22 protein-coding genes are annotated in these 24,118 nt (G+C 68.6%); 11 read left to right on the top strand and 11 right to left on the bottom strand.

Translation table 11 applies throughout. From position 1 onward, the window contains the following. Positions 1 to 299: 299 nt before the first annotated feature. The 3 genes from AC1DSZ_RS03140 to AC1DSZ_RS03150 all read left to right on the top strand — a co-directional run bounded on the left by AC1DSZ_RS03140 (position 300) and on the right by AC1DSZ_RS03150 (position 3,190). Entirely contained in the window at positions 300 to 1,016 is a 717-nt protein-coding gene (locus AC1DSZ_RS03140; RefSeq protein WP_476836919.1) for a DUF1028 domain-containing protein, read from the top strand. Beyond that, positions 1,013 to 1,738: a DUF1028 domain-containing protein gene (locus tag AC1DSZ_RS03145; RefSeq protein WP_476836920.1), complete on the top strand. Its 726-nt coding sequence runs from the start codon at positions 1,013 to 1,015 to the stop codon at positions 1,736 to 1,738. The genes AC1DSZ_RS03140 and AC1DSZ_RS03145 overlap by 4 nt, the downstream gene beginning before the upstream one ends. Positions 1,739 to 1,831: 93 nt before the next feature. Then, the gene (locus AC1DSZ_RS03150; protein WP_476836921.1) at positions 1,832 to 3,190 is read left to right on the top strand and encodes a PQQ-dependent sugar dehydrogenase; all 1,359 of its coding nucleotides are present in this window, start codon (positions 1,832 to 1,834) and stop codon (positions 3,188 to 3,190) included. A gap of 281 nt (positions 3,191 to 3,471) precedes the next feature. Here AC1DSZ_RS03150 and AC1DSZ_RS03155 read toward each other — a convergent pair whose 3' ends face one another. Continuing rightward, positions 3,472 to 5,649: a xanthine dehydrogenase family protein molybdopterin-binding subunit gene (locus AC1DSZ_RS03155; protein ID WP_476836922.1), complete on the bottom strand. Its 2,178-nt coding sequence runs from the start codon at positions 5,647 to 5,649 to the stop codon at positions 3,472 to 3,474. 9 nt (positions 5,650 to 5,658) lie between these two features. Further along, a complete protein-coding gene (locus tag AC1DSZ_RS03160; protein WP_476836923.1) occupies positions 5,659 to 6,114 on the bottom strand; it encodes a (2Fe-2S)-binding protein in 456 nt (151 codons plus the stop codon). Between the two features lie 219 nt (positions 6,115 to 6,333). Between AC1DSZ_RS03160 and AC1DSZ_RS03165 the strand changes: the two genes are divergently transcribed. Next, positions 6,334 to 7,119, top strand: a complete 786-nt coding sequence (locus tag AC1DSZ_RS03165) for an SDR family NAD(P)-dependent oxidoreductase (protein WP_476836924.1) — start codon at positions 6,334 to 6,336, stop codon at positions 7,117 to 7,119. A gap of 164 nt (positions 7,120 to 7,283) precedes the next feature. Here the strand turns inward: AC1DSZ_RS03165 and AC1DSZ_RS03170 are convergent, their stop codons facing one another. The 8 genes from AC1DSZ_RS03170 to AC1DSZ_RS03205 form a co-directional block, all read right to left on the bottom strand. Continuing rightward, complete coding sequence (locus AC1DSZ_RS03170) at positions 7,284 to 7,571, bottom strand: DUF3072 domain-containing protein (RefSeq protein WP_476836925.1); 288 nt, start codon at positions 7,569 to 7,571, stop codon at positions 7,284 to 7,286. An 82-nt stretch (positions 7,572 to 7,653) separates the two neighbouring features. Then, positions 7,654 to 8,682 carry an SIS domain-containing protein gene (locus tag AC1DSZ_RS03175; RefSeq protein WP_476836926.1) on the bottom strand — a complete coding sequence of 343 codons (1,029 nt, stop codon included), beginning with the start codon at positions 8,680 to 8,682 and terminating at the stop codon, positions 7,654 to 7,656. After that, a complete protein-coding gene (locus AC1DSZ_RS03180; protein ID WP_476836927.1) occupies positions 8,675 to 9,628 on the bottom strand; it encodes a carbohydrate kinase family protein in 954 nt (317 codons plus the stop codon). Before AC1DSZ_RS03180 ends, AC1DSZ_RS03175 begins: the two co-directional genes overlap by 8 nt. Next, positions 9,625 to 10,686 (bottom strand): ABC transporter ATP-binding protein, encoded by a 1,062-nt coding sequence (locus AC1DSZ_RS03185; protein ID WP_476836928.1) that lies wholly within the window; start codon positions 10,684 to 10,686, stop codon positions 9,625 to 9,627. Before AC1DSZ_RS03185 ends, AC1DSZ_RS03180 begins: the two co-directional genes overlap by 4 nt. Beyond that, positions 10,686 to 12,197: an argininosuccinate lyase gene (gene argH / locus AC1DSZ_RS03190; protein WP_476836929.1), complete on the bottom strand. Its 1,512-nt coding sequence runs from the start codon at positions 12,195 to 12,197 to the stop codon at positions 10,686 to 10,688. The genes AC1DSZ_RS03185 and argH overlap by 1 nt, the downstream gene beginning before the upstream one ends. Before the next feature lie 4 nt (positions 12,198 to 12,201). Next, the gene (locus AC1DSZ_RS03195; protein WP_476836930.1) at positions 12,202 to 13,038 is read right to left on the bottom strand and encodes a carbohydrate ABC transporter permease; all 837 of its coding nucleotides are present in this window, start codon (positions 13,036 to 13,038) and stop codon (positions 12,202 to 12,204) included. Next, positions 13,038 to 13,964: a carbohydrate ABC transporter permease gene (locus AC1DSZ_RS03200; RefSeq protein WP_476836931.1), complete on the bottom strand. Its 927-nt coding sequence runs from the start codon at positions 13,962 to 13,964 to the stop codon at positions 13,038 to 13,040. Before AC1DSZ_RS03200 ends, AC1DSZ_RS03195 begins: the two co-directional genes overlap by 1 nt. 13 nt (positions 13,965 to 13,977) lie before the next feature. Then, on the bottom strand, positions 13,978 to 15,246 hold the full coding sequence (locus AC1DSZ_RS03205; RefSeq protein ID WP_476836932.1) for an extracellular solute-binding protein: 1,269 nt from the start codon (positions 15,244 to 15,246) through the stop codon (positions 13,978 to 13,980). A gap of 232 nt (positions 15,247 to 15,478) precedes the next feature. On the opposite strand from AC1DSZ_RS03205, the gene AC1DSZ_RS03210 reads away from it, so the two are divergent. The 7 genes from AC1DSZ_RS03210 to uxuA all read left to right on the top strand — a co-directional run bounded on the left by AC1DSZ_RS03210 (position 15,479) and on the right by uxuA (position 22,924). Further along, on the top strand, positions 15,479 to 16,252 hold the full coding sequence (locus tag AC1DSZ_RS03210) for a ferredoxin--NADP reductase (RefSeq protein WP_476836933.1): 774 nt from the start codon (positions 15,479 to 15,481) through the stop codon (positions 16,250 to 16,252). Between the two features lie 266 nt (positions 16,253 to 16,518). Next, positions 16,519 to 17,511, top strand: coding sequence for a TRAP transporter substrate-binding protein (locus AC1DSZ_RS03215; protein WP_476836934.1), 993 nt, complete (start codon positions 16,519 to 16,521; stop codon positions 17,509 to 17,511). A gap of 207 nt (positions 17,512 to 17,718) precedes the next feature. Next, positions 17,719 to 18,219 (top strand): TRAP transporter small permease, encoded by a 501-nt coding sequence (locus tag AC1DSZ_RS03220; protein WP_476836935.1) that lies wholly within the window; start codon positions 17,719 to 17,721, stop codon positions 18,217 to 18,219. Continuing rightward, positions 18,219 to 19,496, top strand: a complete 1,278-nt coding sequence (locus AC1DSZ_RS03225; protein ID WP_476836936.1) for a TRAP transporter large permease — start codon at positions 18,219 to 18,221, stop codon at positions 19,494 to 19,496. Before AC1DSZ_RS03220 ends, AC1DSZ_RS03225 begins: the two co-directional genes overlap by 1 nt. 7 nt (positions 19,497 to 19,503) lie before the next feature. After that, complete coding sequence (locus AC1DSZ_RS03230; protein ID WP_476836937.1) at positions 19,504 to 20,208, top strand: GntR family transcriptional regulator; 705 nt, start codon at positions 19,504 to 19,506, stop codon at positions 20,206 to 20,208. Continuing rightward, positions 20,205 to 21,698: a mannitol dehydrogenase family protein gene (locus AC1DSZ_RS03235; RefSeq protein ID WP_476836938.1), complete on the top strand. Its 1,494-nt coding sequence runs from the start codon at positions 20,205 to 20,207 to the stop codon at positions 21,696 to 21,698. The genes AC1DSZ_RS03230 and AC1DSZ_RS03235 overlap by 4 nt, the downstream gene beginning before the upstream one ends. A 29-nt stretch (positions 21,699 to 21,727) precedes the next feature. Then, complete coding sequence (gene uxuA / locus AC1DSZ_RS03240; RefSeq protein ID WP_476836939.1) at positions 21,728 to 22,924, top strand: mannonate dehydratase; 1,197 nt, start codon at positions 21,728 to 21,730, stop codon at positions 22,922 to 22,924. 163 nt (positions 22,925 to 23,087) lie between these two features. On the opposite strand, the gene AC1DSZ_RS03245 is transcribed toward uxuA, so the two are convergent. Further along, positions 23,088 to 24,083 (bottom strand): DnaJ C-terminal domain-containing protein, encoded by a 996-nt coding sequence (locus AC1DSZ_RS03245; RefSeq protein ID WP_476836940.1) that lies wholly within the window; start codon positions 24,081 to 24,083, stop codon positions 23,088 to 23,090. Positions 24,084 to 24,118: the final 35 nt, after the last annotated feature.

Below are 24,118 nucleotides of genomic sequence, written 5' to 3' on the forward strand. Positions count from 1 at the left end.
GGGATCCAGGAGTGAGCGCCTTTGCTCTGGTTCCCCTTCCCGACCTGCTGCGCAGGTCGCCGGGGATGACGGCGTCGTGTGAGCACAGCATCGAGTTGCTTGCCCGCATTCCCTGCGCCACCCTCCCCGTCATCGCGAGCGACAGCGAAGCGATCCAGTCTAATGGCCGGGCCGGTAGACGGGATTGCTTGGTCTTCGGCTCGCAATGACGGCGAGGCCAGCCCGCATGACGAAACGGTTGCGGCGGCAGCGCGCGATGGTGTCCAATCCGGGCCTGAAATCACGCGGAGGAATGTCGCTTGACCTGGTCCATCGTCGCCAAGGATCCGCAGACCGGCCATTACGGCGTCGCCGTCGCGACCCGTTTCTTCGCCGTGGGGGCGCTGTGCCCGCATGGGTCCGGCGGCGTCGGGGCCCTCGCCACGCAGGCCTTGATCAATCCGCTTTATGGCTACAAGGGCCTGCGCATGCTGGCCGACGGCATCCCGGCCGAGCAGGTCGTTGCGGCGCTCACCGCGCAGGATGACGGCCGCGACCAGCGGCAGTTGCACGTCATCGACCGGCAAGGGCGCAACCACGCCTGGACGGGCTCGGCTTGCGTCGACTGGTGCGGCCACAAGCTGGCGGACGGCGTCTCGGTCGCGGGCAACATGCTGGCCGGTCCCGCCGTGGTGGCGGATACGCTTTCAGCCTATCAGAACAACATGGACAAGCCCTTGGCCGAGCGCTTCATCCTGGCGCTGGAGGCCGGCGAGGCGGCGGGCGGCGACAAGCGCGGCAAGCAATCCGCCAACCTGAAGATCTGGACCACCGAGGAATACCCCATCCTCGACCTGCGCGTGGACGATCACGCCGACCCGCTGGCCGAGCTGCGCCGGCTCTGGACCGTCGCGCATGAGCGCTACATCCCGTTCTCGGCCGCCTTCGCGACGCGCGAGAACCCGGCCGGGATCACCAGCCGGCCCGAGATCGACAGGCTGATCGAAACATTCCACGCGGGGCGAGCAGACGCATGACCTGGTCCATCGTCGCGCGCGATCCCGCCACCGGCGCCTTCGCGGTCGCGGTCACCACCTGCGCCTTCGCGGTCGGGGCGCGCGTGCCCTACGGATGCGGCGGCGTCGGCGCGATCGCGACGCAGTCGGTCGTGAACCCGTTCTACGGCGTCGATGGCCTGCGCTTCCTGCAGGAAGGCCGTTCGGCCGAGGACGTCCTCGCGATCCTGGTCGCCGCGGACCCCGGCGCGGCGTTGCGCCAAGCCCATGTGATCGATCGGGACGGCCGAATCGCGGTCCACACGGGCGCGGGCTGCGTCGGCTGGGCCGGCTCCGTCGCGGGCCCCGACGTTTCCGTAGCCGGCAACATGCTGGCCGGGCCGGCCGTGGTGGAAGACACGCTCGCAGCCTATCTCGGCCATGAGAGCCTCGACTTCGACGACAGGCTCATCACGGCGCTGGAAGCCGGCCAGCAGGCGGGCGGCGACAAGCGCGGCAAGCAATCCGCAGCAATCAGGATCTGGCGGACGGAGCCCTACCCGGCGATCGACATCCGCGTCGACGATCACGCCGAGCCGCTGGTGGAGCTGCGCCGGCTCTGGCGCAAGGCGCACCAGCGCTACATCCCGTTCCAGGCCGCCGCCGCAACGCGCTCCCGGCCGGGCGGCGAGCTCGATCCCGAGCGCCTCGACGCCACCTGCGCTGCCTACACGGACGGCTGGAACCGGCGGCATCCGGAATAAACCGCTGTCGCTGCGCCCTCGTGCCGCACGATTGGACGCAACGAACCCGCGATCCCGCGATTGCATGGAGCGAAGCCCGATCGAGGTCCGCCCATGTCCAAGCTCACCCTCTCCGCCCCGCGCGCCCGCCTCTTGGCCAGCGCCGCCGCGCTCTCGCTGCCGCTCGCCCTGGCGGCCTGCGGCGACAGCTCCAAGATCCCGGCCGAGCAACAGTTCGGCTCCAATCCGACCCTGCCTGCCCCCAACGCGTCGCTGATCCCCACCATCCAGGTCGCGGACGCCAAGGGCTGGCCGGAAGGCGGAAAGCCGACGCCGGCCGCCGGCATGACCGTGCAGGCCTACGCCACCGGCCTGCAGCACCCGCGCACCGTCCGCATGCTGCCCAACGGAGACGCCATCGTGGCCGAGAGCGATGCACCGCCGAAGCCGGACGACGGCAAGGGCGTGAAGGGCTTCTTCATGCACATGTTCATGAAGAAGGCCGGCTCCAACAGCCCGAGCGCCAACCGCATCACGCTGCTACGCGACAAGGACGGCGACGGCGTAGCCGAGACCCGCTCGGTGCTGCTGTCTGGCCTGAACTCGCCCTTCGGCGTGGTGCTGTCGGGCGAAACGCTCTACGTCGCCAACACGGACGCCGTGTGGGCCTACCCCTACAAGGAGGGCGACACCACGATCTCGGCCCAGGGCCGCAAGGTGGCGGACCTGCCGGCCGGCACCATCAACCATCACTGGACCAAGGACATCACGGCGAGCCCGGACGGGACGAAGCTCTATGTGACGGTCGGCTCCAACAGCAACGTGGCCGAGAACGGCCTCGACGCCGAGAAGGACCGCGCCGCCGTGCTGGAGATCGATCCCGCCACCGGCAAGAGCCGCGTCTTCGCGTCCGGCCTGCGCAACCCCAACGGCATCACGTACAACCCGGTGACCAAGGAGCTCTGGGTCGCCGTGAACGAGCGCGACGAGATCGGCTCGGACCTCGTGCCCGACTATATGACGTCGATTCGCGACGGCGAGTTCTTCGGCTGGCCGTTCAGCTATTACGGCAACCACGTCGACACGCGCGTGAAAGAGCAGCGGCCGGACCTCGTCGCCAAGGCGAAGATGCCGGATTATGCGCTCGGCACGCACACGGCCTCGCTAGGCCTCGTGTTCAACACCGGCGAGGCTTTCCCGCCCGACTACAAGAACGGCGCTTTCGTGGGCCAGCACGGCTCGTGGAATCGCAAGCCGCCGAGCGGCTACAAGGTGATCTTCGTGCCCTTCGTGGACGGAAAGCCCTCCGGCCAGCCCCGCGACGTGCTCACCGGCTTCCTGAACGACAAGGGTGAAGCCCAGGGCCGGCCCGTCGGCGTCGCCATCGACAAAGCCGGCGCCTTGCTGGTGGCCGACGACGTCGGCGGCGCGATCTGGCGGGTGACGCCGTCCGCCAAGGTCGGGATGAACTAAACGGAGGGCGTTGAGCCTCGCGCTTGCCGCTTGCAGATACCCTCTCCGTCATGGCCGGGCTCGTCCCGGCCATCCACGCGCGAGCCCAGCACGTTGATCCCGGGTCAAACCCGGGGATGACGGGGGAGCGAATGCGCCAGAGCGCAAAAAGGCAGTGATCGTTACCGCCACCCTCCCGTCATTCCGAGCGACAGCGAAGCAATCCAGTCTGATGCCTGGCATACAGGCTGGACTGCTTCGCCTCCGGCTCGCAATGACGGCGAGGCGCTGAACCCTCCGCCTCACACCCGGCGGAGGTCGTCCGTCTTGATCGGCATGTTGCGCAGGCGCTTGCCGGTCGCGGCCGCGATGGCGTTCAGCACGGCCGGGGCGGCGACGAAGATGGTGGGCTCGCCCACCCCGCCCCAGAAGCCGCCGGACGGCATCAGGATCGTCTCCACCCGCGGCATCTCGGCCATCCGGATCACCGGATAGGTGTCGAAGTTTTCCTGCTCGACCTTGCCGTCCAGGATGGTGATCTCGCCATGCAGGGCTGCGCTGAGCCCATACGCGAAAGAGCCCTCGATCTGCGCCGCGACCTGCTGCGGGTTGACGATGTGCCCGGGGTCCGTCGCCGCCACGATGCGCAGCACCTTCACGGAGCCGTCCGCCTCGACGCGGACCTCCGCGCAGGCCGCCACGTAGCTGCCATAGCCCATGTGCTGCGACAGGCCGCGGAAGACGCCCGCCGGCGCCGGCGTGCCCCAGCCGGCCTTCTCGGCCACGGCGTTCAGCACGGCGAGATGCTTGGGGCTTTTGGCCAGCAGCGCACGGCGGAACTCAAGCGGGTCTTTGCCGGCCGCGCTCGCGAGCTCGTCGACGAAGCACTCCAGGTAGAGCGCGTTCTGGTTGTTGTTGACGCCGCGCCAGAAGCCCGGCGGGATCGGCGGGTTGCGCATGGCGTGGTCGATCAGCAGATTCGGCACGGAATAGCCGAACACGCCTTCCGCCCCGCCCGAGTTGAGCCCCTGGAAAGCCGCCGGATCCTTGCCGTTCTGCAGCCCGGCCGGGTTGATGGAGGCCAGGATCGACTGCCCGGCCAGCCGCATATGGAGGCCGACGAGGTTGCCGGACGCGTCCAGCGCGCCCGTCATCTTCGCCATCGTGATCGGGTGGTAGCGGCCGTGGAGCATGTCCTCCTCGCGCGACCAGATCAGCTTCACGGGCGTGCCCGGCATTTCGCGGGCGATCAGCACCGCCTGGCGCACGAAGTCGTGGCTGGACGAGCGCCGGCCGAAACCGCCGCCGAGATGCAGCCGGTGCACGTCGCATTTCTCGATCGGCAATGCGGCGGCCTGCACGGCGGTCGCGAGCGCCGCCTCGGCGTTCTGCGTGGCGGTCCAGACCTCGCACTTCTCCGGGCTCCAGAGCGCCGTGGCGTTCATGGGCTCCATGGTGGCGTGGTGCTGGTAGGGGAAGCTGTAGGTCGCCTCCACCACCTTGGCCGCGCCCGCGAAGGCGGCCTTCACGTCGCCCGCTTGGTTGCCCACGAAGGCCTGCTCGGCCGTGAGCCCTTCCTTCAAAGTCTCGGCGATGGCGGCGCTTGAAAGCTTGGCGTTTGGCCCCTCGTCCCACACCACCGGCAGGGCGTCGAGCGCGCTTTTCGCCCGCCACCAGGTGTCGGCGATCACCGCCACGCCGGTGTCGCCGACGCGTACGACTTTCCTGACGCCCGGCATGCCCTCGACCTTGGCGGCGTCGAAACTCTTCAGCTTGCCGCCGAAGATCGGGCAGTCGCGGATGGCGGCGTTCAGCATGCCGGGCAGCTTCACGTCGATGCTGTAGACCTGACTGCCGTTGAGCTTGCCGGCCGTGTCGAGCCGCTTGAGCGGCTGGCCCGCGATGGTCCAGTCCTTGGGATCCTTGAGCGGCGGATCCTTGGGCGCCTCAAGCCGGCCCGCCGCCTCCGCGACCTTGCCGTAAGTGACGCTGCGGCCGGAGCCCACGTGGGTGATCACGCCCTTCTGCGCCCGGCACTCGCCGGCGGGCACGCCCCAGTCATTCGCGGCGGCCTGCACCAGCATCATGCGCGCGGCCGCGCCGCCCTTGCGGACATAGTCCTGCGATTCGCGGATGCCACGGCTGCCCGCGGTGGAGAAATTGCCCCACACGCGCTTGCGGGCGAGGTTCTGCCCCGGGGTCGGGTATTCGGTGGTCACCTTGGACCAGTCGGCCTCGAGCTCTTCGGCTGCGAGCTGGGCGAGGCCCGTCAACGTGCCCTGCCCCATCTCGACGCGAGCGATGCGGATCACCACCGTGTCGTCGGGTTTCACCACCACCCAGGCGTTCACCTCGGGCGGGGCGGACTGCGCCAAGGCCTCGCCGACAAGCGGCACATGGAAGCCGAGCGTCAGCCCGGCGGCGGTTGCGGCGGAGCCGGCGAGGAACCCGCGGCGGGACGTCTTGAAAATTGTTGTCATGGTCGCCCCTCAGCCGGTGATGCCGGCGGCCTGCCGGATGGCGGCGCGGACGCGGTTATAGGTGCCGCAGCGGCAGATGTTGGTCATCTCGGCCGCGATCTCGTCGTCGGTGGGCTTGGGGTTCGAGGCCAGCAGCGCGGCCGCAGCCATCAACTGGCCGGACTGGCAATAGCCGCATTGCGGCACGTCGTGGTCGAGCCAGGCTTTCTGGAGCGCGTGCGACGAATCCGGCGACAGCCCCTCGATGGTGAGGATGTTCTGGCCCGCCTTCACCTCGCTCACCGGCAGGGAGCAGGAGCGTGTGGCGACACCGTCGATGTGCACCGTGCAGGCCCCGCAGGCGGCGACGCCGCAGCCGTATTTGGTCCCGGTCAGGCCCACCTGCTCGCGCAGCACCCACAGCAAAGGCGTATCCGGCTCGGCGTCGACCTCGCGCACGGTCCCATTCACGGTCAGCCGCAGCATCAGCATCCTCCGTCGCCCTTGCTCCGCCCCTGGCGGGCGGTTGGCCGACATCAGACAAGACCCATCAACCAGACGCAAGCCACCGGCTTAATCACATTGGCGCGACGGCGCAGGCCGATCGACGCAGCCCTGTCGCGCAAGCGCCCGGGGGTGACGGCGGCCGCGACGGCGGGCTAGCGTCTGGCGACAACGACGCGACCGCCTAGCAGGAGAACACGCATGCAGAACGCCACGCCCAAGGTCGCGTTGGTCACGGGCGCGGCCCGCGGCATCGGCCTGGCGATCGCGAAGCGGTTCCTTGCAGATGGCTGGAGCGTCGGCCTCCTCGACATCGACGCCGACGGGCTCGCCCGCAGCGTGGCGTCGCTCGGAGAGCTGGACCGGGCTGTCGCCCTGCCCTGCGACGTGTCCGTCGCCGCGCAGGTGAATGAGGCTGTCGAGACGATCAAGTCGAGGTTCGGCCGGCTCGACGCGCTGGTGAACAACGCCGGCGTCGCGGTGTTCAAGCCGCTGATGGACACCACCGAGGCCGAATGGAACCGCGTGCTGGCCGTGAACCTCACGGGTCCATTCCTCACCGCCCAGGCGGCCGTGCCGCTCATGGCCGAGACCGGCGGCGCGATCGTCAACATCACGTCGATCTCGGGCCTGCGCGCATCGACGCTGCGCGTGGCCTACGGCACCAGCAAGGCCGCGCTGGCCCATCTCACCAAGCAGGAAGCCGCAGAGCTCGCCGGCCTCGGCATCCGCGTCAACGCGGTCGCGCCGGGCCCGGTCGACACCGCCATGGCCAAGGAGGTGCACAGCCCCGCCATACGGGCCGACTATCACGACGCCATTCCGCTCAACCGCTACGGCCTGGAGGAGGAGATCGCCGAGGCGGTGTTCTACCTCTGCGGCGACAAGGCCTCCTACATCACCGGCCAGACGCTGGCCGTGGACGGAGGCTTCGACGCCGTCGGCATTGGCCTTCCCACGCTGCGCGGGCAAGGGCGGAATGGTTGAAGGAAGGCGCTTTTCCCGAGAGAGAACGCTCGGCAAGCCCACTCCGTCATCCCCGGCGGCGCGGAGCGCCGGGAAGGGGATCCAGGGCCGAGTGTTTTTGCTCTGGATCCCCTTCCAGACCTGCTTCGCAGGTCGCCGGGGATGACGGCGAGGCGGTTGGGGCGCTAGAGCCCGGCCTTCTCCTTCAGGGCGTCGATGCGCTTGGAGGCTTCGGCCTTGTCGAGCTTCGGGTCGAAGGCCTCCGGCTCATGCGCCTCCTCTGAGAGCGTCTTCAGATAGGACGCTTGAGCGCCCGTCATGGGCTCGCCGCCCGAGACCCAGTCGTCCGGGTCCTTGATCTGGTTGGAATTGGGCGGCGCGGCCTCGCTGGGCATCTTCGGGTTCTCACCCGTAAACGGCGCGTCCTGGGGATTGCGGCTGTGCGTATCGCGCGGCGACGGCTTCGATGACATGTGTGCGTTCCTCTTTCGTTCGCAAGAGAAACGTCGGGCGGGAGGGGAAGTTCCGAGGAGGCGGCGAGCCGCGAACGCGCACCTACACCGTCTGCGTCACCTTGCGCAGATGCGGGGGATTATCCGGGTCCAGTCCGCGCGCCGCCGCCAGGGCGGCGATACCGCCGTAAAAAGCGCGAGCCTGCATCAGGGGCGCGAGCGCTGCGGGGGCCGATGACGGCAGCGGTAGCGGGCGGCCGGGGCAGCCGGGCGTGAAGCCGGCGTAGCGAACCTCGGCGCCGAGCGACACGAGCGTTTCGGCGATCGCGCAGGTGCTCGCCGAGCCCTCGTCGGCCGGGTCCAGAACCAGCGCCGGAAAGCCAGGGCCGGCGAGCGCCATGGGGCCGTGCTTCACCTCGGCGGCGCTGAAGGCCTCGGCGTGAATGCGGCAGGTCTCCTTGAATTTCAGCGCCATCTCCTGCGCGACGCCGAGGCCGAGGCCGCGGCCGATCACGAAGAGGTTCGCGGCGTCCTTCAGCGACAGGAGCTCCGGGCCCCAGTCGCACGCGCCGGCCTCGTCCAGCAGCGCCGGACCGCGGCGCGCGGCGTCGAGCAGCTCGGCGTCGTCGCTCCAGACGGCCGCGAGATGCAGCAGCGCGAAGCAGGTCCCCAGAAAGCTCTTGGTGGCTGCGACGCTGCGCTCCGGGCCGGCGTGCAGCGGCAGTACCACGTCGGCCAGCGCCGCCAGCGGCGACGCCTCGTCGTTCACGATCGCGACCACGAGCGCCCTGCCCCGCTTGGCCGCTTCGGTGAGCCGCAGCGCGTCGGGGCTGCGGCCGGACTGCGACGCCGCGATGAAGAGCGAGCCGGAGAGGTCCGGCTCGCCCCCATACACGGAGGCGAGGCTCGGCCCCAGCGAGGCCACGGGCAGCCCGAGCCAGCGCTCGATCAGGTACTTGCCGTAAAGCGTTGCGTGGTCGGATGAGCCACGCGCGCAGGTGGATACGAAGCGGGGCCGCTCGGCCCGCAGCCGGTCCGCGAGCCTGGCGATCGTCTCGGCGTTGCGGTCGAGCTGGCGGCGGGCGACGTCGCCGGCGTCGGCGGCCTCGCGGGTCAGAAGCGCTTCAACCATGGTCCGCCTCCCGCAGGATGTCTTGCGCCATAGCGTCGACCTCGCCCTGGTCGAGCCGCACCCCCGCGCCGCCGACGGCCCGGACCGACAGCGTGCCGCATGCGACGCCCCAGGCCAACGCCTCGCACGGCGGGCGGTTCTGCAAGCGGGCCGCCAGGAAGCCGGCGTTGAACGAATCGCCCGCCCCCGTGGTGTCGACGACGGGCCCGCCGCGGGGCGCCTTGAGGGCGAACTTCTCGCCGTCGGCGAACAGGATCGCCCCATCCGCGCCGGTCTTGATGACCACGGTGGGAAAGCGCGCAGCCAGGCGCCGCGCCGCCTCGCCGATGTCCTCGCAGCCCGCGATGGCGCGCGCCTCCGCGGCGTTGGGCAGGAACACGTCCACACCGGCGCAGCGATCGAGCAGGTCCGGCGAATGGATCAGGCTGTCGTCCCAGCTGGGATCCAGCGAAACGGAGAGGCCGGCGCCCGCAGCCATCGGCAGGAGATCCGCGATCTCGGCGACGGTGGCGAACTCGGCGACGTGGAGCCAGCGCGCGGTTGGCGACCTGAGCGCCGCTTCCAGCGTGGCGGGCCGGCCGGAGCCGGCCCGGCGGGACAGAAAAGCGCGTTCGCCGCCCTGCACCATCGCGACGGTGAGTTGCGGCCCCGCATCGGCGGCCCGCTCCAGATAGCGAAGGTCGACGGCGGACTGCTCGAGCGTCGGCGCGATCGCCTCCGCGAGGGGATCGAGCCCGAGCCGGCCGAGCAGCGCCGCAGAGGCGCCAAGGCTGGCCGCCCGTGCAGCGGTTATGAAGGCGCCGCCGCCAGCCGCCACGGCGAAGTCTTCGGCGAAACGCTCCTCGCCCAGGCGCGGCATCTCGCCGAAGCCGCGAAACACGAGGTCGCAGTAGATCCGCCCGATGCAGAGCAGCAGGCCCGCGTCTCCTCCGTTCGGAGGCGTCATAACGCCCGCTCGGTCGCGGCGTCGAAGAACTTCAGGGCGGCGGCGTCCGCGCCGATCCGAACCGCGCCGCCGACGCGCGGCGGGCTCTTGGCGGCCGCGCTGGCCAGCACGAGTTGTTCGCCGATCTCCACATGCACGAAGGTTTCGGGCCCCAGCGGCTCGACCACCGCCACGGTTCCGGCCAGCACGAGATCGGCCGGCTCGCCTTCGCCCAGCACGCGCAGCTCCTGCGGCCGCACTCCGACCAGCACGCGCGGCGGCGCGGGCTCGGCCAGGGCCAGCCGCACGGGCCTTTCGCCCAGCGCCAACGCGCCGCCCGAGACATCGGCGGGAAGGATGTTCATGGTCGGCGAGCCGATGAAGCGCGCCGTGAACACGTCGGCCGGGTTCTCGTAGAGGTCCATCGGGCTGCCGACCTGGAGGATGCGCCCGTCGCGCATCACCACGATGCGGTCGGCCATCGTCATGGCCTCCACTTGGTCGTGGGTGACGTACACGATGGTGGCCCCGAGCCGCTGATGCAGCCGCTTGATCTCCAGCCGCATTTGGGCGCGCAGCTGCGCGTCTAGGTTGGACAAGGGCTCGTCAAACAAAAACGCGGCCGGATCGCGCACCATGGCGCGGCCGATGGCGACGCGCTGGCGCTGGCCGCCCGAGAGCGCCGAGGGGCGACGCTCCAGCAGGGCTTCGAGCCCGAGGATGCGGCCGACCTCCTCGACCTTGGCGCGCTTGGCGGCCTTGTCGAGCTTCGACGTGTAGAGCCCGAACGCGATGTTCTCGCCCACGCTCATATGCGGGTAGATGGCGTAGTTCTGGAACACCATCGCGATGTTGCGGTCCTTCGGCTCCAGCCGGTTGACCACGCGGTCGCCGATGCGGATCTCGCCGCCGTCGATGTCCTCAAGCCCGGCGATCATCCGCAGCGTCGTGGACTTGCCGCAGCCGGACGGGCCGACGAACACCACGAACTCGCCGTCCTGAACCGTCAGGTCGATGCCGTGCACGACCTGCGTCGCGCCGTAACGCTTCACGAGATCCTGGATCGCGATGCCGGCCATCAACCCTCCTCCGCCAGCGCCGTGAAGGCCGCCTGCAATTCATCCCGCGCCTTGCTCTCATGCAAGGCGATCCGGTGCGCTTCATTCGCTGCGTCCGCCAGCTTGGCGCGATAGCCGCCCAGCGCGGCGTCCAGCGCCGCCGGCGCCGGCCCGCCGAAGCGGCTGCGCACGGCGACGAAGTGCTCGGGCGACACCGCCTCGGCGAAGCCCGCCGGATCGAGCCCGGGCTCACGCCCCACATGCTGGCGGAACGCCGCCGCGAAGGGCGCGTAGCCGTCGCGCGGCAGGTCGCCGTCCGCAGCCACCACGGCGCGGGCGACGTCGGCCGCGATCTCGTGCGCCTGGCGGAACGACAGCCCCTCCCCGCGCACCAGCGTGTCGGCGAGCTCCGTGATGGTAATGCAGGAACGGCGGATGTTCTCGGCCACGCGCCGGTCGTCGACCTGCAGGGCCGGCAGCAGCGCGGCGAGCAGATCCAGCACGCGCCCGCCGGTCTCGAAGCACTGGTAGCCGGCCTCGTGCGTTTCTCCTTCGGCGTCGTTCATGTCCGTGAACGGCGTGTTGTGGATCACGTCCCGGATGGTGCGCGCCCGGCCCATGGCCTGCGAGGCGAGATGGCGCAGATGCTCGATCGGCACCGGATTGCGCTTCTGCGGCATGATCGAGGAGATCTGCACGAAAGCGTTCGGCACATAGATCTGCCCAACCTCGAAGGCCGTCCAGAACTGCAGGTCCTGGATCACCCGCCCGAGATGCAGGAACACGAGCTCGATGGCGCTGAAGGTCGCGGTGACGTAGTCCACGGCCGCGATGCAGCCATACGAGTTCTCCAGCGGCGCCGAGAAGCCCAGGAGGTGCGCCACGCGATGACGGTCCAGCGGAAAGCCCGATGTCGTGATCGCGGCCGCCCCCATGGGCGACAGGTCCAGCAACTCCCGCGCCTGCATCAGCCGCGCATGGTCGCGCAACATCACCTCGATGGCGGCGCCGAGATAGTGCCCCAGCGTCGAGGGCTGGGCCGGCTGGCCATGCGTGTAGGCGACGATCAGCGTCCGGCGCTCGCGCTCAGCCAGGGTGAGCGCCGCCGCGATCAGCGCGCGCAGCTTGCCCGCGAGCGCATCCACGCGCGGCTTCAACGCGAGCTTGAACAGCGTGTGGTCGATGTCGTTGCGCGAGCGGCCGGTATGCAGCCGCCCGGCCTCATCCGGCCCGAGCCGCGCCTTCAGCTCGGCCTCGATGGAGAAGAAATAGTCCTCCACCGCGCCGGTGTACTCCATGGCGGCGGGGTCCAGCGCCCGGTCGATGTCCGCCAGCGCACGGGCGATCCGCGCGGCGACGTCGCGCGGCAGGATGCCGGTCTCGGCCAGCATCACGAGATGCGCCCGGTCGACGGCGCGGAAGCCCTCGACGTGGTGGGTCTTCGCGCCGTCGAAGAGCGGCCGGAGCACCGTCTCCTTGTAGACGGGATCCGGGAAGGTCGTGCGGTCGTGCAGGCGGGGGTCTTGCGTCATCGGTTCAGCCCTTCAGCCCGGCCAGCACGACGCCGCGCACGATGTAGCGCTGCAGCACCAGGAACACGAGCAAGGTCGGCAGCGTCGCCAACGCGGCGCCGGTCATGATCAGCTCCCACTGGATCTGCTGTTCCACGGCGAAGCTCGAAAGCCCCACCGGCAGCGTGTAGAGCTCCTTGCTGGTGGTGACGATCAGCGGCCAGATAAACGCCGTCCAGTTGCTCAGGAACGTGAAGATCGCCAGCGCCGACAAGGCCGGCGTCACCAGCGGCAGCGCGATGCGCCAGAAGATCGCGAACTCGTTCAGCCCGTCGACGCGCGCCGCTTCCAGGAAGTCGTTCGGCACGGTCTCGAAGAATTGCTTCATCAGGAAGGTGCCGAAGGCCGTCATCATGCCGGGGAACATGATGCCCCAATAGGTGTCCAGCCAGCCGAAATTGCGGGCCATCACGTACCAGGGGATCACCAGCATCTCGGTCGGGATCATCAGCGTTGACAGGATGGCCAGGAACACGATGTAGCGGCCGCGGAACTCGAACTTCGCAAGCGTGTAGCCGACCAGACTGTCGAAAAACACGTTCGACAGCGTTACCACGATGGCGACGCCCATCGAGTTGGCGAACCAGCGCAGGAAGCGCCCGTCGGACAGCACCGTGACGTAGTTGTCGAGCGTCGGATGCGCGGGAAGGAGTCTCAGATCATAGACTTCCGACGCGTCCTTCAACGATGTCGAGAACATGAACACGAGGGGCAGGATCATCGCGAGCCCGCCCGCCAGCAGCAGGACCCACGCCACCGCGCGGCCAAAGCCGGCCCGCGGCCCAACGGCGGCGACGCTCATCAACGATCCCTCAGAAGACGCAATTGCACGAGCGACACGGCCAGCAGCGCCAGGAACAGCACCACTGTCTGGGCCGCCGCATAGCCCATGTCGAAGGACGAGAACGCCGTCTGGTAGATCATCAGCACCAGCGGCTTGGTGGCGTTCAGCGGCCCACCTGGGTCGCCCGACGTCATGTTGTAGACCTGGTCGAAGATGCGCAGGAAACCGATCGACGAGAACACCACCAGGAAGATGATGGTCGGCCGCAGCAGCGGGATGGTGATGCGCCGCAGGATCGTCCAGTCCGACACGCCGTCGATGCGCGCGGCCTCGTAGTATGTCGTCGGGATGGCCCGCAGGCCCGCCAGGAAGATCACCACCTGGAACCCCAGCCCGGCCCAGATCGCGGGCGCGAGCACGGAGGGCAGCGACTGCGTGGTTGAACGCAGGAACGGCTGCTGCGGAAACCCGAATGTCGACAGGACCTGATTGAACAGCCCGATCGGCACCGGCTGGTAGAACCACCGCCACACCCACGCCATGGCGGCGGCGGTGGTGAGGAAGGGCAGGAAATACAGCGCCCGGATGAACCCGTGCATGAAGCGCACGCGATCGAGGTGGTACGCGATCGTGAAGGCCAGCAGCAGGCTCACGGGCGTGCCGATCAGCAGGTACAGCACGGTGTTGCGGAACACCTGCCAGAACACCGGGTCGCCGAGCAGGCGCTTGAAGTTCGCCAGCCCGACGAAGCCCGGCTTGGTCAGCAGGTTCCAGTTCGTGGTCGAAATGTAGAACGCCTCGCCGGTCGGGTAGAACCGGATCAGCGCGTAGAACAGGATCGGGACGGCCAGGAAGCCCCAGGCCCAGACCACCTGTTTCCGGCGCAGGCTCAATCCGCGCCAGAAACCGCCGGGTGCGGCGTGGTCCAGTGCCTGGTCCGTCATGACGCCCGTCCGCTCACTTCTTGGCGTAGAAGCGGTCGAGGATGGCCTGCTCGGCCTTCGCGGCCTCGGCCAGCGCCGCCTTCGCGTCCTGATTCTGGATCAGCACGCGGTTGGCGAGGTCGAGCGCCACCTGGCGCTGACCGGCCTCGTCCACGAACACGGTCGCGTTGGAGTAGTTCAGCGCCTTCAGGAACGGCCCGTAGATCGGGTGGGCGAGGTTCTTGTCAGTCTCGGCCGCGGCCTTGCGGGCCGGCAGCTCGCCCACGGTGTCGAGCCACACCTGCATGGCCTCAGGCGTGGTCACGAAGGCGAGGAACTTCTTGGAGGCCTCCAGCTTCTCGCCGGTCGCCTTTGTGGTGATGGCGTTCACCCAGTAGCTGGCGAAGTTGAAGCGCTTGCCGTCCGGCCCGGCCGGCAGCTCGGTCACGCCCCACTCGAAGCCCTTGATGTTGCCGAAGGCGCCGAGGCGGAAGCTGCCGTCGATCGTCATGGCGGCGCGGCCGGCGCGGAACGCCGCCTGCCCCTCGTCCATGAAGCCCGCCTGGCCCACCTTGTGGACCTTCTGCAGGTCGGCGTACCAGGTCAGCGACTTGGCGCCCGCCTCGCTGTCGTAGGTCACCTTCTTATTGTCGTCGCTGTAGGGCGCGCCGCCGTTCTGACGCAGCAGCACCTCGCGCCACCAATGATAGTCCTGGCCCGGGAAATCGAGGGTGATGCCTTCGGACAGGAGATTGCCCGCGCCGTCACGCTTCACGGTCTTCTTGGCGGCTTCCAGCAGCTCGTCCGTGGTCTGCGGCGGCTTGGCCGGGTCGAGGCCCGCCTCCTGGAACAGCTTTTTGTTGTAGAACAGCGCCAGCGAGCGCACCGCCGTCGGCAGGCCGTAATACTCGCCGTCGCGCTTCATGGCCGAGACGATCGGGTAGAAATCCTTCTCGATCATGGCCGGCGGGAACGCGTCCTTTGGCAGCGGCTGGATGAACTTGGCGGCGACGAAGTTGTCGAGCCAGCCATAGAACAACTGCACCACGTCGGGCCCCTGCCCGGCCGGCAGCGCAGCCGCGATCTTGGTCTGGTAGTCGGCATACGGGAAGGTCGTGTGCTTGACCTTGATGTTCGGATTCGCGGCCTGGAAGCGCTTGATCAGCTCGTCCATTGCCTTGATGCGGGCGTCGAATACGTACTGCCAGTACTCGATCTCCACCGTCTGGCTCTGCGCCTGCGCGCCGGAGATCACCCCGACCGAGACCGCCAGGCCGAGCAATAATCCTCGAAAGCCGCGCATCGCTTCACTCCTCTTGTTGATTGGCGCGCCTCCCCGGCGCGGCAACCCATGCTTGTACGTCGTCCCAACCCCTGTCAAACGATGCGCCGGGTTTCGCGGTCCCGGGTAGCGGGCGTGGAACAAACAACGCCGAGCCGCCCCGGCCGTTTCAATTTGCCTCCGGGCGCCGATGGCTTTATTCGCAGGTGCGAAATGGGAGCCCGGCGGCTCCGGACCCGCTTCAGAGGGCATCATGGCGGCTTTCGACTTCGAGCGCGTGCTGCTGGTCGAGCATTGGACCGACCGGCTGTTCAGCTTCCGCACGACGCGCAATCCGACGCTGCGCTTCGAGAACGGCCAGTTCGCGATGATCGGCCTCAAGGTCGACGGCCGCCCATTGCTGCGCGCCTACAGCTTTGCGAGCGCGAACTACGAGGAATATCTCGAGTTCTACAGCATCAAGGTGCCGGACGGCCCGCTCACCTCGCGCCTCCAGCACATCAAGGTCGGCGACGAGATGATCGTCGGCCACAAGCCGACGGGCACGCTGATCCAGAGCAACCTCTTGCCCGGCAAGCGCCTGTTAATGTTCGCCACCGGCACCGGTCTGGCGCCCTTCGCGAGCATCATGCAGGACCCGGAGGTGTACGACCGCTACGAAAAGATCGTGATGGTCCACGGCTGCCGCGAGGTCGCCGAACTCGCCTATGGCCAGCGCCTCGTCCGTGGCCTGCCCGAGAACGAGTATTTCGGCGACGTCGTGAAGGACAAGCTCGTCTACTACCCCACCACCACCCGCGAGCCCTTCGTCCACATGGGCCGTGTGACCGACCTCATCCAAAACGGCAAGCTCTTCGCCGACACGGGCCTGGCCCCCCTCGACCCCGAGCACGACCGCGTCATGCTTTGCGGCAGCCCCCAGATGCTCGCCGACCTGCGCGTGATGCTGGACGCCATGGCGTTCACCGAGGGCAGCACCAACACGCCTGGCAGCTACGTCATCGAACGGGCTTTCGTGGACAAGTAAGCCGCCTGCCACCAAGGAGGCGAGCATTGGGCGGCTATCCCCGTCCTTGCGAGCCGAAAGCGAAGCAGTCCAGCCCACAGCCCGCCTAGCAGGCTGGATGAGTTTTCCTGCTGCTCACGACGATCGCGTGCCTGCTAGGCCGACGAACATCCGCAAGCCTGCACAAAACCTAACTTGTCGACTAGTCATCTAGTCTGATCTGGGCTAGCGTCCGGCTGCGATACTGGAACGCTGAAGCCAATCGGCGGCATCCCGGAGGAAAGCGAATGTCGAACATGCGTCTCACCCGCCGTGCGCTTGGCGCCGGCCTGGCCCTCGCGATGGGCCTCGGGCTGTCCGCCCCCGCCTTCGCACAGGCGAAGGTCACCCTCAAGCTCGGCCACCTCGGCAACGAGGACAATGTCTGGCACAAGGCCAGCCTGCGTTTCGCCGAGGAAGTCGCCAAGCGCACCAATGGCGAGATCGAGGTCAAGATCTTCCCGAACGAGCAGCTCGGCAAGGAAACCGACCTGATCAAGGGCATCCAGCTCGGCACCGTCGACTTCACCATCACGGGCGAGTCGCTGCAGAACTGGGCTCCCTCCGCCGCGCTGCTGGCCGTGCCTTATGCGATTCGCGACCTCGACCATCTCGACAAGGTCGTGTCCGGTCCGGTGGGCGCCAAGATCGCCCAGAACATCGACGACAAGACCGGCCTCAAGGTCCTGACCTACTTCGCCCGCGGCCCGCGCGAGCTGACCTCCAACCGTCCGATCAAGTCGCCGGCCGACCTCAACGGCCTGAAGCTGCGCGTGCCGAACGTGCCGCTCTTCGTGAAGTTCTGGGAGGCGCTCGGCGCCAAGCCGACCCCGATGGCCTTCTCGGAAGTGTTCACCTCGCTGCAGAACTCCACCATCGACGCCCAGGAGAACCCGCTGGCTCTCATCAAGTCGGCGAGCTTCAACGAGGTCCAGAAATACGTGAACCAGACGGATCACGTGCTGAGCTGGATCTACCTCGTCGGCGGCACCAAGAAGATGGCCCGCCTGACGGACGCCCAGCAGAAGGCCATCATGGAAGCCGCCAAGGCCGCCCAGGGCTACGAGCGCGGCCTGTTCACGGCCGACGAGAAGCAACTCGAGGCCGACCTGAAGGCCAAGGGCATGGAATTCGTCCAGGTCGACAAGGCCGCCTTTGCGGCCAAGGCCAAGGACGCCGTCACCGCCGCGCTCCCGGCCGAGATCAAGCCCCTCTACGACGAGATCGTCGCCACCAAGTGAGCGCATTCTTCTCCCCGGCACGGGGAGAAGGTGGCCGAGCGCAGCGAGGCCGGATGAGGGGCTTCTTCCCCTCACCCCAGCCCTCTCCCCGGTCCGGGGAGAAGGGGCCCACCGCGCGCTGAACGGCCAAAGCCTCACATCCGCCGGCCCGGCCCTCCCGCCGGACCGGCGCCATTTCAAACTGACCCGCTTCACGCGAGGACACCCATGCGCAACGCCTTTGCCGGCCTGGTGGCCGCCCTGGTGAGCGTCTGCCGCTACGGCACGCTCGCCGCCTTCTCAGTGCTGATCGGCGTGGTCGCCATCCAGGTGCTCGGGCGCATCCCGGGCTTTCCCTCGCCGTCCTGGACCGAGGAGGTCGCCCGCTTCGCGCTGGTCTACCTCGTCGCCTTTTCGTGCGGGCTGGCGGTGCTGCGTTCCGAGCTCGTGAACGTCGACCTCTTCATCACGCCGCTGCCGCCCGCAGCGCGGCGCTTCGTGGAGCGGATCGTCGACGTGATCATGATCGTGTTCTCGATCGCGATCCTGCCCGGCGCCTGGGACTACGTCGCCGGCAGCCTCGGCGAGCGCGCCCGCTCGCTCGATGTGCCGATGATCGCCATCTACGTCGTAATGCTGATCATCCCCGCCTCGCTCGCCTTCTTCTCCCTCGCGCGCTTCCTTGGCTTCGGCCAGACGCCGCCCGCAAGCCACGGGGAACTCGTCTGATGCTCGTCACCCTGCTGTTCGGCACCTTCGCGGTCTGCCTCATCCTCGGCACGCCCATCGGCGTGGCGCTCGGCCTCGCCTCAGCCGTGTATCTGTTCGGCGCCGGCATCGATCTGTCGGTTGTGCCGCAATACATGTTCGCCGGCATGGACTCCTTCGTCCTGCTCTGCATTCCGGGCTTCGTGCTCGCCGGCAACCTCATGAACGGCGGCGGCATCACGGACCAGATCGTCCGCTTCGGCAACGCCATCGTGGGCCACATCCGCGGCGGCCTTGGCCTCGCCAACGTGGTCGGCTCCATGATCTTCGCCGGCATCTCGGGCACGGCAGTGGCCGAGACGGCTTCGATCGGCTCGGTGATGATCCCGGCCATGCGCAAGTCGGGCTATGACGCGCCCTTCGCGGCGGCCGTCACGGCGGCCGCTTCAACGGTCGGCCCGATCATTCCGCCCAGCGTGCCGATGATCATCGTCGGCACCCTCACGGGCCTCTCGGTCGGCAAGATGTTTCTGGCCGGCGCCGTCCCGGGCGTGCTGATGGGCATCGGGATGATGATCACGGTCTACATCATCTCGCGCAAACGCGGCTATCCGAAGGGGACCTGGCAGGGCTGGGGCCACGTGGTGCGCACCAGCAAGGCGGCCTTCTGGGCCATCCTGATGACGGGCGTGATCTTGTTCGGGATCGTGGGCGGCTACTTCACCCCCACCGAGGCCTCGGTGGTGTCGGCGCTCTACGCCTTCGTGGTGGGCCTCTTCGTGTATCGCGGCTTCAAGGTGTCGGCGCTGCCCAACATCCTGATCGAGAGCGCCATCGGCTCGGGCGCGCTGGTGCTGCTGGTCGGCCTCGCCAATGTGTTCGGCTGGATCCTCACGAGCGAGCAGATCCCGCAGGCGATCGCGGCTTCCATGCTGGCGCTGACCACCAACAAGTACCTGATCATCCTTCTAATCAACATCCTGCTGCTGATCGTCGGCACCTTCATGGAGACCATCGCGGCGCTGATCATCCTGTTCCCGCCGCTGCTCGCCGTGGCCGTGAAGGTGGGCATCGACCCGATCCACTTCGCCACTTTCGCGGTGATCAACCTGATGATCGGGCTGACCACGCCGCCCGTGGGCGTGTGCCTGTTCGTGTCGGCCAACATCGCCAAGATCTCGCTGGGCGCGATCAGCAAGGCCATCTGGCCCTTCCTGGTCTGCAACATCCTGGTGTTGTTCCTGGTCTCCTACGTGCCGCAGATCTCGCTCTGGCTGCCCAGCCTGTTCTACAAGTGAGGCGCGGATGAGCTTGGATCGCCAGATCGGCCAGACGCCCCCGACCGTGCGCGCCATCCATGCGGCGCTGCGCCAGGATGTCGTCAGCCTGCGGCTGCGGCCCGGCGAGCGGCTCTCCGAGAACGAGCTCGCGCTGCGCTTCGGCACCAGCCGCGCGCCAGTGCGGGAGGCCCTGATCAGGCTCGTCGAGGAAGGCTTGATCGACGTGAGGCCCCAGCGCGGCAGCTTCGTCAGCCGCATCTCGCTGGCCGCGATGGAGCGGGCCCGGTTCGTTCGCGAGGCGCTGGAACTGGCTGCTGTGCGCCGCGCCGCCGAGCGGGGCGTGTCGCCCGGCTTGCTGGCCCGGGCGCGCGGCGCGATCGCCGAGCAGGAACGGGCGCAGCGCGACCCCGAGCGCTTTACCCAAGCCGACGACGCCTTTCACCACACCCTCGCTGACGCCAGCGGCGTCGCCCAGCTCTGGGCCGTGATCGAGCGTGAGAAAGCGCAATTCGACCGCGTCCGGTTTCTCAGCCTTCCGGCGGCGACTCCGGTGGAGGTTCTCATCGCCCAGCATCGCGCTATTCTGGCCGGCATCGAGAATCGCGACCCTGCCGCGGCCGAGGCCGCCATGCGGACGCACATGTCCGAGGTGCTCAAGATCGCCCATACCCTCGCGGTCGAGCACCCCGATCTCATCAACGACGATCTTGGAGCGGACGTGCAGCCATGACCGTCCCCGCGGACCTTCCCCGCCTTTCCCCCGCCACGCTCGCGCAGCTGAAACCGGGCGTCGCCCTGCCGGGCTACGACCGCGACCGCCTGCGTGTCGGGATCGTGCATCTTGGCCTCGGCGCCTTCGTGCGCGCACACGGCATGCTCTACACGGACGACGCGCTCGCGCAGGATTTCGCTGCCTGGGGCTATGCGGGCGTGAGCCTGAAAAGGCCCGACCAGCGCGACCGCCTCGCCCCGCAAGGCGGCCTCTACACGGCCCTCCAGCGCGACGGCGACGGCGTGAAGGCCCGCATCGTCGGAAACCTCAGGGCCACCCTGGTCGCGCCCGAGGATCCCGACGCCGTGGTCGCCATGATGGCGGACGCGGCGGCCCGCATCGTCAGCCTCACGGTCACCGAGAAGGGCTACTGCCACGACCCCGCGACCGGCCAACTGGACGAGCATCACCCCGACATCCGCCACGACCTGGAGAACCACGACGCTCCGCGCACCGCCGTGGGCATTATCGTGGAGGCGCTGGAGCGGAGGCGCGTCAACGGCATCGCGCCCTTCACGGTGATGTGCTGCGACAACCTTCCCCACAACGGCCAGCTCGTGTCCGGCCTCGTGCGTGACTTCGCGGCATTACGCGACACCGGCCTCGCGGCATGGATCGAGGCGCACGGCGCCTTCCCGTCCACAATGGTGGACCGGATCGTGCCGGCGACCACGCAGGCCGACATCGACGCCGCCGCCGAGGCTACTGGCCTCTACGACGCCGCGCCGGTCACGCACGAGCCGTTCCGGCAATGGGTGATCGAGGACGCCTTCGTGGATGGCGCCCGGCCCGCCTGGCACAAGGTCGGCGCGCAACTGGTGACCGATGTCGCCCCCTACGAGCACATGAAGCTGCGGCTGCTCAACGGCTCCCATTCGGCGCTCGCCTATCTCGGCTATCTGGCCGGATGCGAAACCGTGGTGGACGCAGTCTCCAACCCCACCCTGCGGGCCTTCGTGACGGCGCTCTGGCGCGAGGAGATCATCCCGGCCGTGCCCGCCCCGGCAGGCGTTGACCTCGCCGGCTACGCGGACGACCTGCTGGAGCGCTTCTCCAACCCGTCGATCCGGCACCGTACCTGGCAAATCGCGATGGACGGCTCGCAGAAGCTGCCTCAGCGCATCCTGTCCACCATTCGCGACCGCCTGGACGCCGGCCTGCCCTTCCCGCGCCTTGCCCTCGCGGTGGCCGCTTGGATCCGCTACGTGGGCGGGGTCGACGAGCAGGGCCAACCCATCGACGTGCGCGACCCCATGGCGCAGAAGCTCCGCGAGGCGCTGGACCAGGCGGGCCAAAGCCCTGCCGCGCGGGTCGCCGCCATTCTCCGCCAGGACGCGATCTTCGGCGCCGACCTGCCGCACGCCCCGGCCTTCGTCCAGGCGGTGACGGACGCCTTTGCGGCCCTGCTGGCGCGTGGCGCCGTGGCGGCGGCCGGCGCGGCGACCTGATTCCAACGAAAATATTGCGAGGAAAACCCATGGAACAGACCTGGCGCTGGTTCGGCCCCGACGACGTGGTCCCGCTGCACGCGATCCGGCAGGCTGGCGCCAGCGGCGTCGTCACGGCGCTCCACCAGATCCCCTACGGGGTGGTGTGGACCGTGGAGGAGATCGAGGCCCGCAAGGCGCTGATCGCCGCCGATCCCAGCCTCGGCCTGCGCTGGAGCGTGGTGGAGAGCCTGCCCATCCATGAGCGGATCAAGATCGGCGAAGGCGACCTCTCGGAGCTGTTCGACAACTACCGCCAGTCGATGCGCAACCTCGCGGAATGCGGGGTGACGACCATCTGCTACAACTTCATGCCGGTGCTCGACTGGACCCGCACGGAGCTCCACCATCCGCTGCCCGGCGGCGGCACGGCGCTGCGCTTCAACGCGCACGAATACGCCGCCTTCGACTGCTTCATGCTGGAGCGCCCCGGTGCGCAGGACGAGGTCTCGCCCGAGGTCCTCGCCAAGGCGCGCAGCTGGTTCGACAAGGCTTCGGAGAGCGACAAGGAGAGGCTGCTGGCCAACATCATGGCGGGGCTGCCCGGCGCCTTCGACCGCTACGACATCCCGGGCCTGCGCCGCCATCTGGCGCGCTACGCCGGCATCGACCGCGCCGCCCTGCGCGACAAACTCGCCCGCTTCCTGCGCGAGGTGATCCCCACGGCCGAGGAGGTCGGCATCCGCATGGCGATCCACCCGGACGACCCGCCGCGCTCGCTGATGGGCCTGCCCCGCATCGTGTCGTCGGCCGACGACCTCGACTTTATCACGAAGGCCGTGGACTCGCCCGCCAACGGGATCACGTTCTGCACCGGCTCGCTCGGGGCCGGCGCGCACAACGACCTGCCCGCCATGGCGCGGCGCTTCGCCCACCGCATCCATTTCGCCCACCTGCGCAACGTCGCCAAGGAGCCGGACGGCTCCTTCATGGAAGCCGACCACCTCGGCGGCGACGCCGACATGGTGGCGGTCGTGGAGGCGTTGCTGGATGAGCAGAACCGCCGCAAGCGGGCTGGCGACGCCCGCTGGCGCATCCCCTTCCGCCCCGACCACGGTCATGAGCTGCTGGACGACAAGGGAAAGGGCAGCTTCCCGGGCTACTCGGCGATCGGCCGCCTCAAGGGCCTCGCCGAAATCCGCGGCGTCATGACGGCCGTGTCGCAGCTGAAGGGCCTGCCGCTCTAGGCGCCATCGACGACCCTGGCCGTCATTGCGAGCGCAGCGAAGCAATCCAGAAGCTGGGCCTGGCGCGCGCGCCCCAGGCAAGAGCCTCACGCCCCGTGCCTGGATTGCTTCGTCGCTTTGCTCCTCGCAATGACGGCAGGGTGGCTCCGGCGCAGCGACCCTCTTAGAGATCCTTGCGGGGATCGAAGGTCTGCGTCTCGGACCAGCGCTTCATCAGCGCCTCCAGCTCGGCGTCCTTTTCGGGCGGGAGCACCACCTCGACGGTGACCAGCAGGTCGCCGGCGCCGTCGGCGGCCGGAAGGCCCTTGCCGCGCAGGCGCAGGGTGCGGCCGCTGGAGGAGTGGGACGGGATCGACATTTCCACCGCGCCGTCCAGCGTCGGAACGCGGACCTTGGCGCCCAGCACGGCTTCGTCGAGCCGCAGCGGCAGACGCAGGCGCAGATCCTTTCCTTCGACGGTAAAGCGCCGGTCAGGCCGCACCCTCACATTGACCAGAAGGTCGCCATTGGCGCCGCCCCAGGCGCTCGGGTGACCCTGCCCTTTCAGGCGGATGACCTTGCCGTCCGTGACGCCGGCCGGCACCGAAATCTCGACCTCCTTGCCGGAGGGCAGCACGACGCGCGCCTTGGAGCCCTTCGCGGCCTCGGCGAGCGTCAGCGCGATCTCGGTCTGGGCGTCCTCGCCAGAGGGCCGCTTGCCGCCCGTGCGACCCGCGCGCTGGCCGCCGGCCGCCCCGCCGCCCGCGAACAGGTCGGCGAAGATGTCGCCCGGGTCGAAGCCGCCCGGCCCCGTGCGGGCGCGGTAGCCGCCGGCAGCGCCGCCCGGCTCAAAGCCGAAATTGAAGCCCTCGAAGCCCGCCCCTCGCCCGGCCCCGAAGCCCGCGCCTGCGCCAGGACCACCGCCGTGGTGGAAACCCTCGAAGCCGCTGAACCGCGGCTTGCCTTCGGCGTCGATCTCGCCGCGATCGAACTGCTTGCGCTTGGCGTCGTCGCCCAGGATCTCATAGGCGTTGGTGAGCTCGGAAAACTTCTCTCGCGCCTTCGGGTCGTCGGGATTTCGGTCCGGATGCAGCACCTTCGCGAGCTTGCGATAGGCCTTCTTGATGTCCGCCTCCTGGGCGGAGCGCGGCACGCCCAAAATCTCGTAGGGATCGCGCATCGTGGTTCAACTCCTGCGGGTGATTGGAGGCGCGG

The organism is Alsobacter sp. P4_H11 (genome assembly GCF_056400925.1).

What these genes read in the sequence shown, in the direction of transcription:
- AC1DSZ_RS03225 (WP_476836936.1), top strand. Translation starts at nt 18,219, where the DNA reads ATGCTCGTCACCCTGCTGTTCGGCACCTTCGCGGTCTGCCTCATCCTC.
- AC1DSZ_RS03175 (WP_476836926.1), bottom strand. Translation starts at nt 8,682, where the DNA reads ATGGTTGAAGCGCTTCTGACCCGCGAGGCCGCCGACGCCGGCGACGTC.
- AC1DSZ_RS03235 (WP_476836938.1), top strand. Translation starts at nt 20,205, where the DNA reads ATGACCGTCCCCGCGGACCTTCCCCGCCTTTCCCCCGCCACGCTCGCG.
- argH (WP_476836929.1), bottom strand. Translation starts at nt 12,197, where the DNA reads ATGACGCAAGACCCCCGCCTGCACGACCGCACGACCTTCCCGGATCCC.
- AC1DSZ_RS03220 (WP_476836935.1), top strand. Translation starts at nt 17,719, where the DNA reads ATGCGCAACGCCTTTGCCGGCCTGGTGGCCGCCCTGGTGAGCGTCTGC.
- AC1DSZ_RS03185 (WP_476836928.1), bottom strand. Translation starts at nt 10,686, where the DNA reads ATGGCCGGCATCGCGATCCAGGATCTCGTGAAGCGTTACGGCGCGACG.
- AC1DSZ_RS03230 (WP_476836937.1), top strand. Translation starts at nt 19,504, where the DNA reads ATGAGCTTGGATCGCCAGATCGGCCAGACGCCCCCGACCGTGCGCGCC.
- AC1DSZ_RS03210 (WP_476836933.1), top strand. Translation starts at nt 15,479, where the DNA reads ATGGCGGCTTTCGACTTCGAGCGCGTGCTGCTGGTCGAGCATTGGACC.
- AC1DSZ_RS03170 (WP_476836925.1), bottom strand. Translation starts at nt 7,571, where the DNA reads ATGTCATCGAAGCCGTCGCCGCGCGATACGCACAGCCGCAATCCCCAG.
- AC1DSZ_RS03145 (WP_476836920.1), top strand. Translation starts at nt 1,013, where the DNA reads ATGACCTGGTCCATCGTCGCGCGCGATCCCGCCACCGGCGCCTTCGCG.
- AC1DSZ_RS03245 (WP_476836940.1), bottom strand. Translation starts at nt 24,083, where the DNA reads ATGCGCGATCCCTACGAGATTTTGGGCGTGCCGCGCTCCGCCCAGGAG.
- AC1DSZ_RS03205 (WP_476836932.1), bottom strand. Translation starts at nt 15,246, where the DNA reads ATGCGCGGCTTTCGAGGATTATTGCTCGGCCTGGCGGTCTCGGTCGGG.
- uxuA (WP_476836939.1), top strand. Translation starts at nt 21,728, where the DNA reads ATGGAACAGACCTGGCGCTGGTTCGGCCCCGACGACGTGGTCCCGCTG.
- AC1DSZ_RS03215 (WP_476836934.1), top strand. Translation starts at nt 16,519, where the DNA reads ATGTCGAACATGCGTCTCACCCGCCGTGCGCTTGGCGCCGGCCTGGCC.
- AC1DSZ_RS03155 (WP_476836922.1), bottom strand. Translation starts at nt 5,649, where the DNA reads ATGACAACAATTTTCAAGACGTCCCGCCGCGGGTTCCTCGCCGGCTCC.
- AC1DSZ_RS03200 (WP_476836931.1), bottom strand. Translation starts at nt 13,964, where the DNA reads ATGACGGACCAGGCACTGGACCACGCCGCACCCGGCGGTTTCTGGCGC.
- AC1DSZ_RS03160 (WP_476836923.1), bottom strand. Translation starts at nt 6,114, where the DNA reads ATGCTGCGGCTGACCGTGAATGGGACCGTGCGCGAGGTCGACGCCGAG.
- AC1DSZ_RS03165 (WP_476836924.1), top strand. Translation starts at nt 6,334, where the DNA reads ATGCAGAACGCCACGCCCAAGGTCGCGTTGGTCACGGGCGCGGCCCGC.
- AC1DSZ_RS03195 (WP_476836930.1), bottom strand. Translation starts at nt 13,038, where the DNA reads ATGAGCGTCGCCGCCGTTGGGCCGCGGGCCGGCTTTGGCCGCGCGGTG.
- AC1DSZ_RS03150 (WP_476836921.1), top strand. Translation starts at nt 1,832, where the DNA reads ATGTCCAAGCTCACCCTCTCCGCCCCGCGCGCCCGCCTCTTGGCCAGC.
- AC1DSZ_RS03180 (WP_476836927.1), bottom strand. Translation starts at nt 9,628, where the DNA reads ATGACGCCTCCGAACGGAGGAGACGCGGGCCTGCTGCTCTGCATCGGG.